The sequence below is a fragment of the Streptococcus sp. FDAARGOS_520 genome (assembly GCF_003812685.1).
GTDB classification, from domain to species: Bacteria; Bacillota; Bacilli; order Lactobacillales; family Streptococcaceae; genus Streptococcus; species Streptococcus agalactiae.
This window is the reverse complement of the sequence record NZ_CP033810.1, coordinates 389,701-405,751: the sequence shown is the minus strand read 5'-3', so window position 1 is coordinate 405,751 and position 16,051 is coordinate 389,701. Positions and strand designations below refer to the sequence as shown.

Here is a 16,051-nt window from a genome sequence, read left to right as displayed (position 1 = left end):
ATTTGTAATTATAGTTTTGACCATGTTTTAGGAATAAACATCAATAAAACAGGGTATATTTCTAAACGTCCTGCTATCATAGCAAATGAAAGAAGGAGTTTTGAGAATGGACTAAAGAATGAGAAAGTTTCATTGCTACCTAAGAGTGGGCCTATGTTGTTAAAACATGAGGCTGCAGCACTGATAACAACCAAAAAATCATTAGTATCAAGCGTTAAAACAAGAACGAGTGCCATGAAGATAGCTAAATAGATAGTTAGATATTTTAAAACACCATGTTGTGTATTTTTATCTAGAACGCTTTTATTAATGTGTAGTGACATGACTCTATTAGGATAGAGTGTAGACAATACTTGGTTACGTGCAATCTTTGCTAGGATTAAGCTACGCATGACTTTAAAGCCCCCAGCTGTAGAGCCAGCAGAACCACCGATAAACATCAAGAATAGCAAAATAACCTGTGAAAACAAAGGCCAACGAGTGATATCAGTCACGCCAAAACCAGTTGTCGTAATAATAGCTGATACTTCAAAGAAAATATGTTCGAGGCCTTGTCGAAAATTATCATACATACCGATGACGTTTAGAGCAATCATGAAAGTTGCTATTGCCACGATGCGGAGATAGGTTTTTAGTTCCTCATCACCAAAGAATGCTTTAATTTTTCGGAGTAAAAGAAGATAGTAAAGATTAAAGTTAACCCCGAAGATAAGCATACCAATAGAAACTAAGTTAGTTATCAGAGGACTATTATAATGAGCAATGCTATCATTGTAAACTGCAAAACCACCTGTACCTGCAGTTCCCATCGCTATGATAATACTATCAAAGAAAGGCATACCTGCAAAATATAATATTACTGCAAATACTGCAAACATAAGAAGATATAACAAATACAAAATTTGTGCAGTTTTTTTAAGTTTCGAGACAACTTTACCAAATACAGGTCCAGGAACTTCAGCTCTCATAACCTCTAAATGGCTATTTTTAGAATTTTCCATGATGGCAAGGGCAAATACTAAAACCCCCATTCCACCGATAAGATGGGTAAAGCTACGCCAAAATAAGAGCGCGGGTGATAAGACACTGACGTCATCAAGAATAGTTGCTCCTGTTGTCGTAAAACCAGAAGATACTTCAAAGAAAGCATCGATAATATTAGGGATTTGCCCTGAAATAACAAATGGAAGGGCGCCAAAGAAGGACCAAAGTATCCAGCAGAGTGCAACAATTAACATGCCTTCTTTAGTGTAGATATGATAATTTTTAGGTTTAAAGAGAGAACCCAGTAATCCAAGGATGATTAAAATAATCATGGTAATGACTATACTCATCATGACACTTTGCGGTTCACGGTAAATAAGTCCAACAGTTAGAGGAATCGCTAGAAGAGCAGCTTCAATTAGCAAAAGTTTTGAGAGAAGGAAACGAATCATACTTTTATTCATATTCCTACCTCGCTAACATATCACTAGTTCTAGTAATATTTTTTAATAAGGTGATAACAACGATACGATCACCCACTGTTAAAACATCCTCACCAGTTGGGAAAATCGTTTTATTATTGCGAATAATCGCTGCAATTAAAATATTTTGCTTTAATTTTAAAGATGCAAGGCTACGATTTGCTAATTTGCTAGTTTCTTTTATTTCAAATTGTAAGGTTTCAATGCGATCGTTAGCAATATGATGCATAGCTTCTAGGTTGGAATCCTGAGCATTTACACGCCCGCGTACAAAGTGCATCACATGGTCTACGGCAATACGCTTGGGTGTGATAATGCTTGATAGTTGTTTATCGTCAATGATTTCTAGTAGGCTAGTTCGATTAACTTTGGTAATGTTTTTAGGGATACCGATACTTTCTAAGAACATTGAGGTAATGATATTTTCTTCATCAACACCAGTCAAAGTAGCAACTGCGTCAAAACTTGTAACGCTTTCTTCTAACAAAATATTTTTAGCAGTACCATCCCCATGAACGACAGGAACATTGGGAAATTCTTGACTAAAATATTCAGCTTGCTCTTGGTTGAGTTCAACTAGTTTGACGTGTGTATTGGTATTTTTAAGGATATTGAGTAGGTAGTAGGCGATGCGTCCTGCACCGATAACCATCAAGTTTTTGACAACTTTATTTTTAACGTAATTATGGAAAAGTATCATTTCAATACGATTTCCAGTTACAAAGATTTTATCTTTGACTTGGATAGTTGCATCGCCATCAGGAATAATCAATTTGCCATCGCGTTCAATTGCGCAAATAACAATATTACCAAATTTTTTACGAATTTGACTCATTGAAGTATGACAGAGTTTATTTCCTTCTAAAATTTTAAATTCCATTAACATCACACGCCCGTTGGCGAAGTGTTCAACTGAAGTTGCATTTGGAAATTCTATGGTATTAGCGATATATTGTGCTGCTAACAATTCAGGGTTGACAACTGAAGAGAAGCCAAGAAAGTTTTTATCTTTGAAGTAAGGATTAGAATACTCAGGATTACGCATGCGAACAACAGTCTCTTTTGCCCCCATTTTTTTGGCAAGAACTGCTGAAATCATATTAACTTCATCTCGATCAGTGATAGCGATAAAAATATCACAATTTTTGACTTCGGCTTGTTCTAAAATTTTATAGTTTGCTCCATTCCCAACAATTCCCATAATATCATGCTGTTTAGTGACACGTTTAAGGACGTTTTCTTTTTTCTCAATTAAAACAACATCGTGCTTTTCAGCAACAAGTGAGCGACAAAGTGCGGTTCCGACTTTACCTCCGCCGACAACAATTATTCTCATTTTTACCTCCAATAATAAACTCTATGATACCTTTTTTTTAGTAAAAATGCACGAGAATTATGGTTAAAAAACGTTTTCATCTTTCTGATAAGAGTAATATGATTCTCTTATCAGAATCTGGTGAAAAATAACACAGATAAACTTGTGACAAGCCCTAAATTAGGTTATAATTAACCTTTAAGCGTACAGTAGAAATGGAGATATTATGGAGAATCATAATTCTATTAAACAGACCTATGGATTAATGACTACAATTGCTATGATTGTAGGTGTAGTGATTGGTTCAGGCATTTATTTTAAAGTTGATGACATCCTTAAATTTACTGGTGGAGATGTCTTTTTAGGCATGGTAATTTTAGTACTAGGTTCTTTTTCGATTGTTTTTGGAAGTTTGTCAATTTCTGAGCTAGCTATTAGAACGAGTGAAAGTGGTGGTATTTTTTCTTACTACGAAAAATATGTTAGCCCAGCTTTAGCAGCAACTTTAGGCTTGTTTGCGTCTTTTTTGTATCTTCCAACTTTAACAGCAATCGTTTCATGGGTAGCTGCATTTTATACTTTAGGTGAATCATCAAGTTTGGAATCACAGATTATTTTAGCTGCTGTTTATATTTTAGCGCTTAGTCTCATGAATATCTTTGCTAAGCGTATTGCAGGGGGATTCCAATCTTTAACGACCTTTGTAAAAATGATTCCTTTAGTTCTAATTGCTTTAATTGGTGCTTTTTGGTCTGATAAAGCTCCACAACTTCCACAACATTTAACAGCTATTCAACCGTCAAATGTTGGATGGAGTTGGGTGTCAGGTCTGGTACCATTGTATTTTGCATATGATGGTTGGACAATTTTTGTTAATATTGCACCAGAAGTCAAGAATCCCAAGAAGAATTTACCACTTGCCTTTGTCATTGGTCCAGCGCTTATCTTATTATCATATTTGGCATTTTTCTATGGTTTGACACAAATTTTAGGTGCTAGCTTTATTATGACAACCGGTAATGATGCTATTAATTATGCAGCTAATATTATTTTCGGTCCTAGTGTTGGGCGTTTATTATCTTTCATTGTTATTCTATCTGTATTAGGTGTTGCCAATGGACTTTTACTTGGGACGATGCGTCTACCTCAAGCTTTTGCGGAACGCGGATGGATCAAAAGTGAGAGGATGGCTAACATAAATTTGAAGTATCAAATGTCATTGCCAGCTAGTTTGACGGTGACGGCTGTAGCTATTTTTTGGCTTTTTGTTCATTTTATGGTTACAAAATTTAACTTATTGCCGGGTAGTGATATTAGTGAAATTGCTGTGGTGTTTAATAATACCAGTTTAATCATTCTTTATGTTTTAGTACTCAGCCTTTATCTCAAAAAAGATATTAAAAATAAATTTACCGGCTTAGTTTCACCGATTCTAGCAATTTTAGGCGGTTTGATCCTCCTTATCGGGAGTTTGTTAAGTAATTTCTTTACGGTTTTAATTTTCCAATGTTTTTGCTTATTATTCTGTTTGATTTGTCATTATATCTATCAAAAAAATAACCCAAAAACTCATGAATAGGTTGACTTTGTAGACTGAAGTGCTATAATAGTGTCAACGATTTGTTAGTTTAAATCAAACCTGTTATGATTTAAGTTAACAAACCACCATAAACCACATTGTTTGCTGAGATTGACTCCGAGCAGTGTGGTTTTTTTGCGAGTCAGAATGAGTTCTAGAAAGTGATGATGAGATGAATATTGAAACACTAACGCAGAAAAATCATCGTTCCGATAGCGGACGAAATCATATTGTTTTATTTGAACCACAGATTCCAGCAAATACTGGTAATATTGCTAGAACTTGTGCGGCAACAAATGCTCCTTTGCACATCATACGACCGATGGGATTTCCTATTGATGATAAAAAAATGAAACGAGCGGGACTGGATTACTGGGATAAGCTAGATGTTAGTTTCTATGATGGTTTGGAAGAATTTATGTTGTCATGTCGAGGGAAAGTTCACCTAATTAGCAAATTTGCTGACAAGGTTTACTCAGATGAAAATTACAATGATGATCAAGACCATTATTTTATGTTTGGTCGTGAAGATAAAGGATTGCCAGAAACTTTTATGCGCGAGCATGCCGAAAAGGCCTTACGAATTCCCATGAACGATGAGCATGTGCGTAGCTTGAATGTTTCAAACACTGTTTGTATGATTGTTTATGAAGCCCTTAGGCAGCAAAGCTTTCCTAATTTAGAATTAAGCCATACTTATGAAAATGATAAATTAAAATAATAAAGAAAGTGATCGTTTAAAATGGTCACTTTTATCTTTAGAATGTTAATTAGTAGACTTCCTGCGAAACTAAAATCCTAGTTCACGGTTGATCATTCCAGCAATCAAATTCATTCGTAATCCAAACCGTTTGCGTCGATTTCGATAGGTTGTTGAAAATATTTTAAACGTTTTTACTTTGGCAAAAATATTCTCAACCTTGATTCTCTCTTTGGATAGCGTATGGTTATAGGTTTTATCTTCAAGAGTTAGTGGCTTAAGTTTGCTTGATTTCCTCGGAGTTTGCGCTTGTGAATACATCTTCATGATCCCTTGATAACCACTGTCTGCCAAGATTTTAGCAGCTTGTCCGATGTTTCTGCGACTCATTTTGAACAACTTCATATCGTGGCAATAGTTCACTGCAATATCCAAAGAAACAATTCTCCCTTGGCTTGTGACAATCGCCTGAGCCTTCATAGCATGACATTTCTTTTTACCAGAATAATTCGCTAGTTGATTTTTTAGGACGATTGATTTTACCTCTGTTGCATCCACAATCACCGTATCCTCAGCACTAAGATGAGTTTTTGAAATCGTAAAACCACTTTGAATAAGAGTTGATTCAACCCATTGACTTCGACGGATTAAGTTGCTTTCGTGAATGCCAAAATCAGCCGCAATTTGTTCATAAGTGCGGTATTCTCGCATGTATTGAAGAGTAGCCATGAGGAGATCTTCTAAGCTTAACTTAGGGGTTCGGCCACCTTTTGCGTGTTTACGTTGATAAGCTGTTTTTAACACAGCTAACATCTCTTCAAAAGTAGTGCGCTGAACACCAACAAGGCGCTTAAATCGTACATCAGTTAATTGTTTGCTTGCTTCATAATTCATAGAACTATTGTACCATATTTTGTTTCGCAGGAAGTCTAGTATATAGTATCAAAAACAAATGGTAAAATAGTCACCAAGGCGACAAGGGATATTTTTAGCTGTAGAATAGTCAGGAGTAATTATGATTACATATGATTTCACAAGTTTACCAGAACGTTTTTCAAGTAATACCATAAAATGGAAGGCGGTTCAAAAAGACCAAGAAATCCTTCCCCTTTGGATTGCGGATATGGATTTTCCTATCTTTCCAGAAATGTCGGAGGCTATTGAAGATTTTTCACACCAAATGGTTTTTGGCTATGATAGTCCTAAAGACAGTTTATACCAAGCTATCTCTAATTGGGAAGTGCAAGAACATGGTTATCAATTTGATAAAAAATCATTATTATTAATTGATGGGGTTGTACCAGCGATTTCAGTTGCTATACAAGCCTTCACAAAGGAGGGAGATGCTGTTCTAATTAATACCCCAGTCTATCCGCCCTTTGCTAGAACTATAAAATACAATAATCGTCATTTAGTTTCAAATAGTTTACTTAATAATAATCAGTATTTTGAGATTGACTTTAAACAATTAGAAAAAGATATCATTGAAAATAATGTAAAGCTTTATATTTTTTGTAGTCCACACAATCCCGGTGGGCGTGTCTGGACAAAAGGAGAAATTCAAAAAATAGGAGATATCTGTAAACGATATAATGTTATCCTCGTTTCTGACGAAATACATCAAGATTTGGTATTATTTGATAATGTACACCATAGCTTTAATACTGTTGATTCTAGTTTTAAAGAATTGAGTGTTATTTTATCTAGTGCAACTAAAACGTTTAATATTGCAGGGACTAAAAATAGTTTTGCAATAATTGAAAATGAAAAGTTACGCTCGGATTTTAAGAAGAGGCAAATAGCTAACAATCAACAAGAAATTTCTTCATTGGGGTTATTAGCTACAGAAGTTGCCTTTACAAAAGAGAAACAATGGTTAAAGGCCCTAAAAATGGAGTTAGAAGGATCAATAGAATACCTTTATGAGCAATTAACGCAAAAAACTCATATCAAAGTGATGAAACCAGAGGGAACTTATCTTGTTTGGTTAGATTTTTCTGCTTATAATTTAACGCATTTAGAAATTCAAGAAAAACTTCGATATGATGCCAAATTAATATTAAATGATGGTTTAACTTTTGGAAAAGAAGGGAAAAAACATGCTAGAATCAATGTCGCAGCTCCTAGGTCTGTTATTGAGGAGGCAGTTTTGCGATTAGTGACAAACTTTAGAAAAAATGACTAGACTATAAAAAAAGTCGCATGGAAAGGGTTTTTATGTTATAATACTTTGAATGTAAACAAGCATTAGAATGTTTTTAATGCTCAAAATTAAATAGAAAGCGGTCATTATAATGGGAAAATTTCAAGTCATTTCACATCCACTTATTCAACATAAACTGTCAATCTTACGTCGCACTACAACATCTACTAAAGATTTTCGTGAGTTAGTTGATGAGATTGCGATGTTAATGGGCTATGAAGTGTCTCGTGATTTGCCTTTAGAAGATGTTGAAATCCAAACACCAGTAGCGACAACTGTACAAAAACAATTAGCTGGGAAAAAGTTAGCAATTGTTCCAATTTTACGTGCAGGTATTGGTATGGTTGATGGTTTCTTAAGCCTTGTGCCAGCTGCTAAAGTTGGTCATATCGGTATGTATCGTGATGAAGAGACTTTCCAACCAGTCGAATATTTAGTTAAGTTACCTGAAGATATTGATCAACGTCAGATTTTTGTAGTTGATCCAATGCTTGCTACAGGTGGGTCTGCTATTTTAGCAGTAGATTCTCTAAAAAAACGTGGCGCAGCTAGTATCAAATTCGTTTGTTTAGTAGCAGCTCCAGAAGGAGTGGCAGCACTTCAAGAAGCACATCCAGATGTAGATATTTATACCGCTGCTTTGGATGAAAAACTCAACGAACATGGCTACATTGTTCCTGGACTCGGAGATGCTGGGGATCGCTTATTTGGTACAAAATAAGATTTGAGATGAATAAGGCTTTTCTGAAGAACTCAGAAAGCCTTTTCTTAAAAAAGTTATTATTTGACCTTTGTTGACCAAATGATTATAATAGTGACAGTGATAAAAAGAAATGGAGAAAGATATGATTCCAGTAGTTATTGAACAAACAAGTCGTGGTGAACGTTCTTATGATATTTACTCACGTCTTTTAAAAGATCGTATTATTATGTTGACAGGCCAAGTTGAGGATAATATGGCCAATAGTATCATTGCACAGTTATTGTTTCTCGATGCACAAGATAATACAAAGGATATTTACCTTTATGTCAATACACCAGGTGGTTCAGTATCGGCTGGACTTGCTATTGTGGACACCATGAACTTCATTAAATCGGACGTACAGACGATTGTTATGGGGATGGCTGCTTCGATGGGAACCATTATTGCTTCAAGTGGTGCTAAAGGAAAACGTTTTATGTTACCGAATGCAGAATATATGATCCACCAACCAATGGGCGGAACAGGCGGAGGTACACAGCAATCTGATATGGCTATCGCTGCTGAGCATCTTTTAAAAACGCGTCATACTTTAGAAAAAATCTTAGCTGATAATTCTGGTCAATCTATTGAAAAAGTCCATGATGATGCAGAGCGTGATCGTTGGATGAGTGCTCAAGAAACACTTGATTATGGCTTTATTGATGCTATTATGGAAAATAATAATTTACAATAATAGATTTAAAAGAGTTGAGTTTACCAACTCTTTTTTTATTTGTTGGAATTATGTTATAATCTTAGTAATTACAGATATGACGCAGAAAGGAAAAAATTATTGAATAAACAAGAGCGTTTAGGAATGAGCGTTTATCTTTACTATAATCGTGACGCTCGTAAATTATATAAATACGGAGATGTTCATTATCATTCTCGTAGATTAAGATATCTAGTCATTTATGTTAATAAAGAGGATATTGTTAGCGTTAGTAAAGAGATAAAACATTTAAAATTTGTTAAGGATGTTCGGTTATCAGCAATTGATGATATTGATCAGGATTTTGTTGGAAACTTATATCGTTAAGATATTTACTAGTAGTTATTAGAAAGAAGGAGTTCAGATGTCCTTCTTTTTTATTTAGTTTCTATAATTTTCAAAAAAACAATTTAAAAACTATTGACAATATTCTGATAATTCTGTATTATTTTAGTTACCATTTTCAAAAAAGGAGAAAAATATGGAAAAGAGACTTAGTTTAGGAGCGCTTGTTTTAGCTAGTACAGTTCTTTTAGCAGCATGTGGAAATGTCGGAGGAGGAGCATCTTCGACAGGAACAAAAATAGGGAAAGATATTAAGGTAGGGTATAACTGGGAATTATCAGGAAACGTTTCTTCGTATGGAAATTCAATGAAGAATGGAGCTGACTTAGCAGTAAAAGAAATTAATGCTGCTGGAGGGGTTGGCGGCAAGAAGTTAAAAGTCCTATCACAGGATAATAAATCAGAAAATGCAGAGGCAGCAACGGTTGCCACAAACTTGGTTACCAAAGGAGCTAATGTCATTATCGGACCAGCAACATCGGGTGCAGCTGCATCTTCAACTCCAAAAGTAAATGCAGCAGCAGTTCCAATGATTGCACCTGCTGCGACACAAGACAATTTAGTCTATGGTTCTGATGGAAAAACCTTAAATCAGTATTTCTTCCGAGCTACTTTTGTCGATAATTATCAAGGAAAGCTATTGTCTCAGTATGCTACAGACAACCTTAAAGCTAAAAAAGTTGTTCTATTTTATGATAATTCATCAGATTACTCAAAGGGGGTAGCAAAATCATTTAAGGAAAGTTATAGTGGAAAAATTGTTGATAGTATGACATTCTCCGCTGGTGATACTGATTTCCAAGCGTCATTGACTAAGTTGAAAGGGAAAGAATATGATGCTATTGTGATGCCAGGTTACTATACCGAGACAGGATTAATAGTTAAGCAAGCGCGTGATTTAGGTATCTCTAAACCGGTTCTTGGGCCTGATGGTTTTGATAGTCCGAAATTTGTGCAATCGGCAACACCTGTAGGAGCTTCAAACGTTTATTATTTGACAGGTTTCACTACACAAGGATCAACCAAAGCTAAAGCTTTCCATGATCATTACGTTAAGGCATATGGTGAAGAACCATCCATGTTCTCGGCTTTATCATACGACGCTGTGTATATGGCAGCTAAATCTGCTAAAGGAGCTAAAACTTCAATTGATATTAAAAAAGCTTTAGCTAAGCTGAAAGATTTTAAAGGTGTGACAGGGAAAATGTCTATTGATAAAAATCACAATGTTGTTAAATCAGCTTACGTTGTCAAATTAGAGGATGGAAAAACAAGTAGCGTTAACATTATTTCAGCAAAATAAGTATTCTCTAGAAAAATGGGAGTTTAATTTTCAGCTCCCCTTTTTTAAAAAGTAATTTTTCAGAATAATTCGACAATAATATATAATAGAAAGTATGGTTATAATATGCTTCAACAGCTCGTTAATGGACTTATCTTAGGATCCATATATGCTTTACTTGCCTTAGGATATACTATGGTATATGGCATTATTAAGCTGATTAATTTTGCTCATGGGGACATCTATATGATGGGCGCTTTCATGGGCTATTATTTGATTAATCATCTTCATCTTAATTTTTTCCTAGCTTTATTAATTGCAATGCTGGGGTCTGCTTTCCTAGGTGTTGTAATTGAATATTTAGCTTATCGTCCACTGAGAAAATCAACTAGAATTGCCGCGTTAATTACAGCTATTGGTGTTTCTTTTCTTTTGGAGTACGGGATGGTATACCTTGTTGGAGCGGATACTAGGGCATTTCCGCAAGCCATTCATACTGTTAAATATAATTTAGGACCGATAACTATAACCAATGTTCAGCTCATCATTTTAGGTATTGCGCTATTACTAATGCTTACTTTACAGTTCATCGTTCAAAAAACTAAAATGGGGAAAGCTATGAGAGCTTTATCAGTGGATAGCGATGCCGCACAATTGATGGGAATTAATGTTAACCGTACCATTAGTTTTACATTTGCGCTGGGGTCTGCTTTAGCTGGAGCAGGTGGAGTACTGATTGGGCTTTATTATAATTCTGTTCAACCTCTTATGGGGGTAACTCCAGGGTTGAAAGCATTTGTTGCAGCTGTCTTAGGTGGTATTGGTATCATTCCGGGAGCGGCTATCGGTGGTTTTGTTATTGGCATTTTAGAAACTTTAGCGACTGCACTTGGTGTGTCAGATTTTCGAGATGGTATCGTTTATGCTATTTTAATTCTCATTTTCTTGATCCGTCCAGCAGGAATTCTTGGAAAAAATATTAAGGAGAAGGTCTAGGCATGAAAGAAAATATGAAATCAATTTTATCTTGGTTAGCTATAGTAGTGTTAGATTATCTCTTGATTAGCGTGCTAATATCTATGGGTATATTTAACCTCTATCATATTCAAATTATTGAAACAATTGGGATTAATGTTATTTTAGCAGTTGGTTTGAACCTAATTGTAGGTTGTTCGGGACAGTTTTCACTAGGACATGCAGGTTTCATGGCTATTGGCGCTTATGCAGTTGCTATTATCGGCGTTAAAATGCCAACTTATGTAGGTTTTTTGATAGCTATACTTGTTGGAACTCTTGTTGCAGGAGGTATTGCCTTAGGTGTAGGAATTCCTACTTTGAGACTAAAAGGTGATTATTTAGCTATAGCTACTTTAGGTGTTGCTGAGATTATCCGTATTTTGTTGGTTAATGGAGGTGATATTACGAATGGTGCTGCGGGTATCATGGGGATTCCGCCTTTTACAACCTGGTCTTTAGTTTATGGGGTGGCAGTTGTGAGCCTTATCCTTGCAATGAATTTTTTGCGTAGTCCCTTAGGGCGTAATACAATTGCTATACGAGAAGATGAAATTGCAGCAGAGTCTATGGGTGTGGATACAACAAAAGTGAAAGTAATTGTTTTTGTTTTTGGAGCTATTTTAGCTTCTATCGCTGGTAGTTTACAGGCTGGCTACGTTGGAACTGTTATGCCAAAAGACTTTTCATTTATGATGTCTGTCAATGTTTTAATTATTGTTGTTTTAGGTGGTTTAGGTTCAATGACAGGGACAGTTTTAGCAGCAATTTTATTAGGATTATTGAATATGTTACTACAAGACTACGCTTCTGTTCGAATGATTATCTATGCTTTAGCCCTGATTTTAATTATGATTTTTAGACCTAGCGGTTTATTAGGAACGAAAGAGTTAACTCTATCTCATCTATTTCGTAAGACGAGTAAGGGAGGCAATTAGATGGCACTTCTTGAAGTAAAAAATTTAAGTAAACATTTCGGTGGCCTAACTGCTGTAGGTGATGTTTCGATGAAATTACATAAAGGTGAATTAATTGGCTTAATCGGCCCCAACGGTGCGGGTAAGACAACGCTTTTTAATCTCTTAACAGGAGTATACCTTCCTAGTAAAGGGACAATATCAATTGATGGTAAGATATTAAATGGGAGGAAACCAGCTAAAATAGCTTCTTTAGGTTTAGGTAGAACTTTTCAAAATATCCGACTTTTTAAAAATATGACTGTTTTAGACAATGTACTAGTAGGACTCAGTAATCATCACTTATCACATCCTATTGCTAGTTTTTTACGATTACCCAAATACTATCATAGTGAAAAAGCCTTAAGGAAAAAGGCACTGGAGCTATTAGAGATTTTTGGTTTGAAAGCATATCAAGATGCTCTTGCTAAGAACCTCCCTTATGGAAAACAACGGCGTTTAGAAATTGTTCGTGCTTTAGCAACAGAACCAAAAATATTGTTTTTGGATGAGCCCGCGGCAGGAATGAATCCTCAAGAAACTGCAGAATTGACGCAGTTAATTAGTCAAATAAAGAGTGATTTTGATATTACTATTATGCTGATTGAACATGATATGAACTTGGTTATGCAAGTAACAGAGAGAATTTATGTATTGGAATATGGTCGTCTGATTGCTCACGGGACACCTGAAGAAATTAAAAATAATAAACGTGTTATAGAAGCATACTTGGGGGGTGAGCTATAATGACCATGTTGAAAGTAGAAAATCTATCTATTCACTATGGTGTTATTCAAGCGGTGAATGATGTCTCGTTTGAAGTTAACCAAGGTGAGGTTGTAACCTTAATTGGAGCCAATGGTGCAGGAAAGACATCAATTTTGAGGACAATTTCTGGTTTAGTAAGACCAAGTCAGGGTTCTATTTCTTTTATGGGGAAACCTATACATAAGTTAGCAGCTAGAAAAATTGTTGGCAATGGTTTAGCTCAGGTTCCAGAAGGGCGCCACGTTTTCTCAAGTTTGTCTGTTATGGAAAATTTAGAAATGGGAGCCTTTCTTCAAAAGGATCGTGAACAAAATCAAAAAATGTTAAAAAAAGTGTTTGATCGTTTTCCTCGCTTAGAAGAACGTAAAAACCAAGATGCAGCAACCTTATCAGGTGGTGAGCAGCAAATGCTCGCTATGGGGCGTGCATTGATGAGTCGTCCTAAATTATTACTTTTAGATGAACCGTCAATGGGCCTAGCTCCAATTTTTATTCAAGAAATTTTTAATATCATTGAAGACATCAAAAAACAAGGGACTACAGTTCTTTTAGTTGAACAAAATGCAAATAAAGCTCTGACGATTGCTGATAAAGCATATGTTCTAGAGACTGGGAAGGTTGTTTTATCAGGGACAGGTAAGGAATTACTAGTTTCAGATCAAGTTCGTAAAGCTTACTTAGGTGGATAATATTTAGAGGAGTCAGGTATGCCAGTGAAAGATTTTATGACAAAAAAATTAGTTTATGTCTCTCCAGATACTACAGTTGCAGAAGCTGCTGATTTATTGAGAGAACACCACTTAAGGCGTTTGCCAGTTGTTGAAAATGATCAGCTAGTGGGGTTAGTGACAGAAGGGACAATGGCAGAAGCACAACCTTCTAAAGCAACCAGTCTTTCTATATATGAGATGAACTATCTTCTTAATAAGACAAAAATTCGAGATATTATGATTAAAGATATTGTGACTGTTTCACAGTATGCTAGCCTTGAGGACGCTATTTATTTGATGATGTCTCGAAAGATCGGTGTTTTACCAGTAGTTGATAATGGACAACTTTATGGGATTGTCACGGATAGGGATGTTTTTAAAGCCTTCCTTGAAATTGCGGGGTATGGTCAAGAAAGTTATCGCTTGGTTATATTAGCTGATGAGGGGATAGGGGTACTATCAAAAGTCCTAAATCGTCTTTCTAGTGCAAATTTAAGTGTTAAACGTTTAGTCATTATTGAACGAAAAGCAGGTAAGAAAGCGGTCGAGATACAACTAGAAGGATACGCTGACAAGGATGTTTTAAAACAAGAACTAGTATTTGATGATGTTATTGTGGAAACTTTAGAAAAGACCATGAAAAAACCACTTTCTTAAAAATATCAGCTAAATTCTCAAAGTAAGTTCCACCTCTAGTAGAAATGGAATTTAGTCTGATAAAAACCAATAAAAACCAACGAAAATCCGTCTCAGACTAAGTTCCGTTGGTTTTTATAATACTTGATTTCATAGGTTTTCAGAGTTAAAAATCGCAAAAAAAGGGTACAAGAAAACATCCTCATCTGAAAGCGTTTCAGATTAAGTTCCGCTATGGTTGAAGTTAGTGTGAGACGTTTAGGTTGTATCAGTTAGTTGATTAGGTTAGATTTGTCTTTTAATAGTTTGGGAGATTGGCAGACGTCTTCCGCAGTAATTTCCTCAATACCGAGTATACTTGCGATGTCTTTTCCGTAAGTAAAAGAGAATAGCTCATAAGCCGTTTTACCATTTAGAGCCTGTCTCTTAACGCTGTTGATATGAGATAGTGCCAGATTAATGTCCTCTTGAGTCAAGTTGTCGAAGGAAGTCCCCTTAGGCAGTATGTCTCTCACGAGGGTATGATTCTTCTCGATTCTTGCTTTCTGGTCAGACCGATTAGGGTCACAAAAGAAGAGTTGAGACTGTCCACAAACATCTATCTCAATATCATCCACTCTAGCGAATTCCCCACCATTATCCGTTAGGATAACAGGAAAGAGTTCGAAGAAGTCTCTCTTGTTATCATAGAGTGTCCTCTTAATGACCTGTATGTGTTTAGCAGTTTCGATAGCTGTCTTAGAATCCATCAGTTTGGCAAAGATGAAGTTACAGAAGGCGACATTGAAGGTGAGAAGGACCTTTCCACCAATCCGTCCAATAACCGTGTCCATTTCAAGCCAGGAGTTCAGCTCTGATTGGTTCATGTGTTCTATAAAATCCTCGTACCGTCGCCCTTCTTTAATCGCTTTTGGAATAGGAGGGAGTGTGCTCTTTCGCCTTTTTTGAACTTCACAGCTCTGGGTAGGTCGATTGGTGTGATGGATAGGTAGCCTTTCTTGATGTGTCGATAAACGGTTGAAGAACTCACTTCTAGATCGTTGGTTTTGAGGATATGATAGATACGTTGGCCCTTCTTGACCCCATTAGAAAGCACTCTATCTATTTTCCAGAAGGTCTCTTTGTTCAAAGGGATTCCTTCTCTAGATTCAACTAAAAGTTTTCATAGTTTCTTTGAGCTTGCTTAGCAAGATAGAAGGTCTTCTTGTAACCACAGTTGATCCTCCTCTTTGGACACCCATTACAAACATAGGGAGCTTTTCTTAGTAGCGGACAGTCTAGGCAGTCTTTGGTTGATTCTCTTAGTTGCTTATTTCGTTTGACTTCTTTTGCGATAGTAGTAGGGTGTTTCAGTAGATTAAGCCCGATGGCTTTAAAGGTTTCTCCTCTATCCAAACCAGATTGGATGTCATTACGGTCTAAGAGAGTTAGGTGTTTGTGTTTTGTCATGATGGATAAACTCATTTCTAACCCAAACGTCTCAGACTTAATTCCACCATAAAAATCCTTTTCACACTAACTTCCGGTTTTGGAGGGCAGACGGAACTTACTTTGAGAAATTACTCTTAAAAATATCAGACATGCACAATCAAGTTGTGGGTGTCTTTTTTTGATAAATTTTGA

General features: G+C 35.9%; 15 protein-coding genes and 1 pseudogene. 12 read left to right on the top strand and 4 right to left on the bottom strand.

The features are described 5' to 3' along the window. Nucleotides 1-8: 8 nt before the first annotated feature. A complete protein-coding gene (locus tag EGX96_RS02115; protein ID WP_001043409.1) occupies nt 9-1,448 on the bottom strand; it encodes a TrkH family potassium uptake protein in 1,440 nt (479 codons plus the stop codon). Nucleotides 1,449-1,452: 4 nt separating this feature from the next. Next, a complete protein-coding gene (gene trkA, locus EGX96_RS02110) occupies nt 1,453-2,802 on the bottom strand; it encodes a Trk system potassium transporter TrkA (RefSeq protein ID WP_001220338.1) in 1,350 nt (449 codons plus the stop codon). 205 nt (nt 2,803-3,007) lie between these two features. On the opposite strand from trkA, the gene EGX96_RS02105 reads away from it, so the two are divergent. Both EGX96_RS02105 and EGX96_RS02100 read left to right on the top strand, forming a co-directional pair. Continuing rightward, entirely contained in the window at nt 3,008-4,360 is a 1,353-nt protein-coding gene (locus tag EGX96_RS02105) for an APC family permease (RefSeq protein ID WP_000427463.1), read from the top strand. Nucleotides 4,361-4,532: 172 nt separating this feature from the next. Next, on the top strand, nt 4,533-5,081 hold the full coding sequence (locus tag EGX96_RS02100; RefSeq protein WP_001019793.1) for a tRNA (cytidine(34)-2'-O)-methyltransferase: 549 nt from the start codon (nt 4,533-4,535) through the stop codon (nt 5,079-5,081). Between the two features lie 69 nt (nt 5,082-5,150). On the opposite strand, the gene EGX96_RS02095 is transcribed toward EGX96_RS02100, so the two are convergent. After that, entirely contained in the window at nt 5,151-5,954 is an 804-nt protein-coding gene (locus EGX96_RS02095) for an IS5 family transposase (protein WP_123947962.1), read from the bottom strand. 121 nt (nt 5,955-6,075) lie between these two features. On the opposite strand from EGX96_RS02095, the gene EGX96_RS02090 reads away from it, so the two are divergent. The 10 genes from EGX96_RS02090 (at nt 6,076) to EGX96_RS02045 (ending at nt 14,449) form a co-directional block, all read left to right on the top strand. Next, the gene (locus EGX96_RS02090; RefSeq protein ID WP_000634087.1) at nt 6,076-7,245 is read left to right on the top strand and encodes a MalY/PatB family protein; all 1,170 of its coding nucleotides are present in this window, start codon (nt 6,076-6,078) and stop codon (nt 7,243-7,245) included. A gap of 109 nt (nt 7,246-7,354) precedes the next feature. Beyond that, a complete protein-coding gene (upp, locus tag EGX96_RS02085) occupies nt 7,355-7,984 on the top strand; it encodes a uracil phosphoribosyltransferase (protein ID WP_000514490.1) in 630 nt (209 codons plus the stop codon). A 124-nt stretch (nt 7,985-8,108) separates the two neighbouring features. Next, on the top strand, nt 8,109-8,699 hold the full coding sequence (locus EGX96_RS02080) for an ATP-dependent Clp protease proteolytic subunit (RefSeq protein ID WP_000613483.1): 591 nt from the start codon (nt 8,109-8,111) through the stop codon (nt 8,697-8,699). Nucleotides 8,700-8,798: 99 nt separating this feature from the next. After that, nucleotides 8,799-9,044 (top strand): DUF2129 domain-containing protein, encoded by a 246-nt coding sequence (locus EGX96_RS02075; protein WP_001041186.1) that lies wholly within the window; start codon nt 8,799-8,801, stop codon nt 9,042-9,044. 154 nt (nt 9,045-9,198) lie between these two features. Next, nucleotides 9,199-10,365 carry an ABC transporter substrate-binding protein gene (locus tag EGX96_RS02070; RefSeq protein ID WP_000415515.1) on the top strand — a complete coding sequence of 389 codons (1,167 nt, stop codon included), beginning with the start codon at nt 9,199-9,201 and terminating at the stop codon, nt 10,363-10,365. A gap of 105 nt (nt 10,366-10,470) precedes the next feature. After that, nucleotides 10,471-11,340 (top strand): branched-chain amino acid ABC transporter permease, encoded by an 870-nt coding sequence (locus tag EGX96_RS02065; RefSeq protein WP_000941400.1) that lies wholly within the window; start codon nt 10,471-10,473, stop codon nt 11,338-11,340. Between the two features lie 2 nt (nt 11,341-11,342). Further along, nucleotides 11,343-12,296 carry a branched-chain amino acid ABC transporter permease gene (locus tag EGX96_RS02060; protein WP_000662323.1) on the top strand — a complete coding sequence of 318 codons (954 nt, stop codon included), beginning with the start codon at nt 11,343-11,345 and terminating at the stop codon, nt 12,294-12,296. Next, nucleotides 12,297-13,061: an ABC transporter ATP-binding protein gene (locus tag EGX96_RS02055; protein ID WP_001185981.1), complete on the top strand. Its 765-nt coding sequence runs from the start codon at nt 12,297-12,299 to the stop codon at nt 13,059-13,061. It begins immediately after the preceding gene. Further along, nucleotides 13,061-13,771 (top strand): ABC transporter ATP-binding protein, encoded by a 711-nt coding sequence (locus EGX96_RS02050; RefSeq protein ID WP_000178146.1) that lies wholly within the window; start codon nt 13,061-13,063, stop codon nt 13,769-13,771. The genes EGX96_RS02055 and EGX96_RS02050 overlap by 1 nt, the downstream gene beginning before the upstream one ends. 18 nt (nt 13,772-13,789) lie before the next feature. After that, nucleotides 13,790-14,449 (top strand): CBS domain-containing protein, encoded by a 660-nt coding sequence (locus EGX96_RS02045; RefSeq protein WP_001144248.1) that lies wholly within the window; start codon nt 13,790-13,792, stop codon nt 14,447-14,449. A gap of 251 nt (nt 14,450-14,700) precedes the next feature. Here EGX96_RS02045 and EGX96_RS02040 read toward each other — a convergent pair. Then, a pseudogene (locus EGX96_RS02040) lies at nt 14,701-15,877 on the bottom strand (IS30-like element ISSag9 family transposase). Nucleotides 15,878-16,051: the final 174 nt, after the last annotated feature.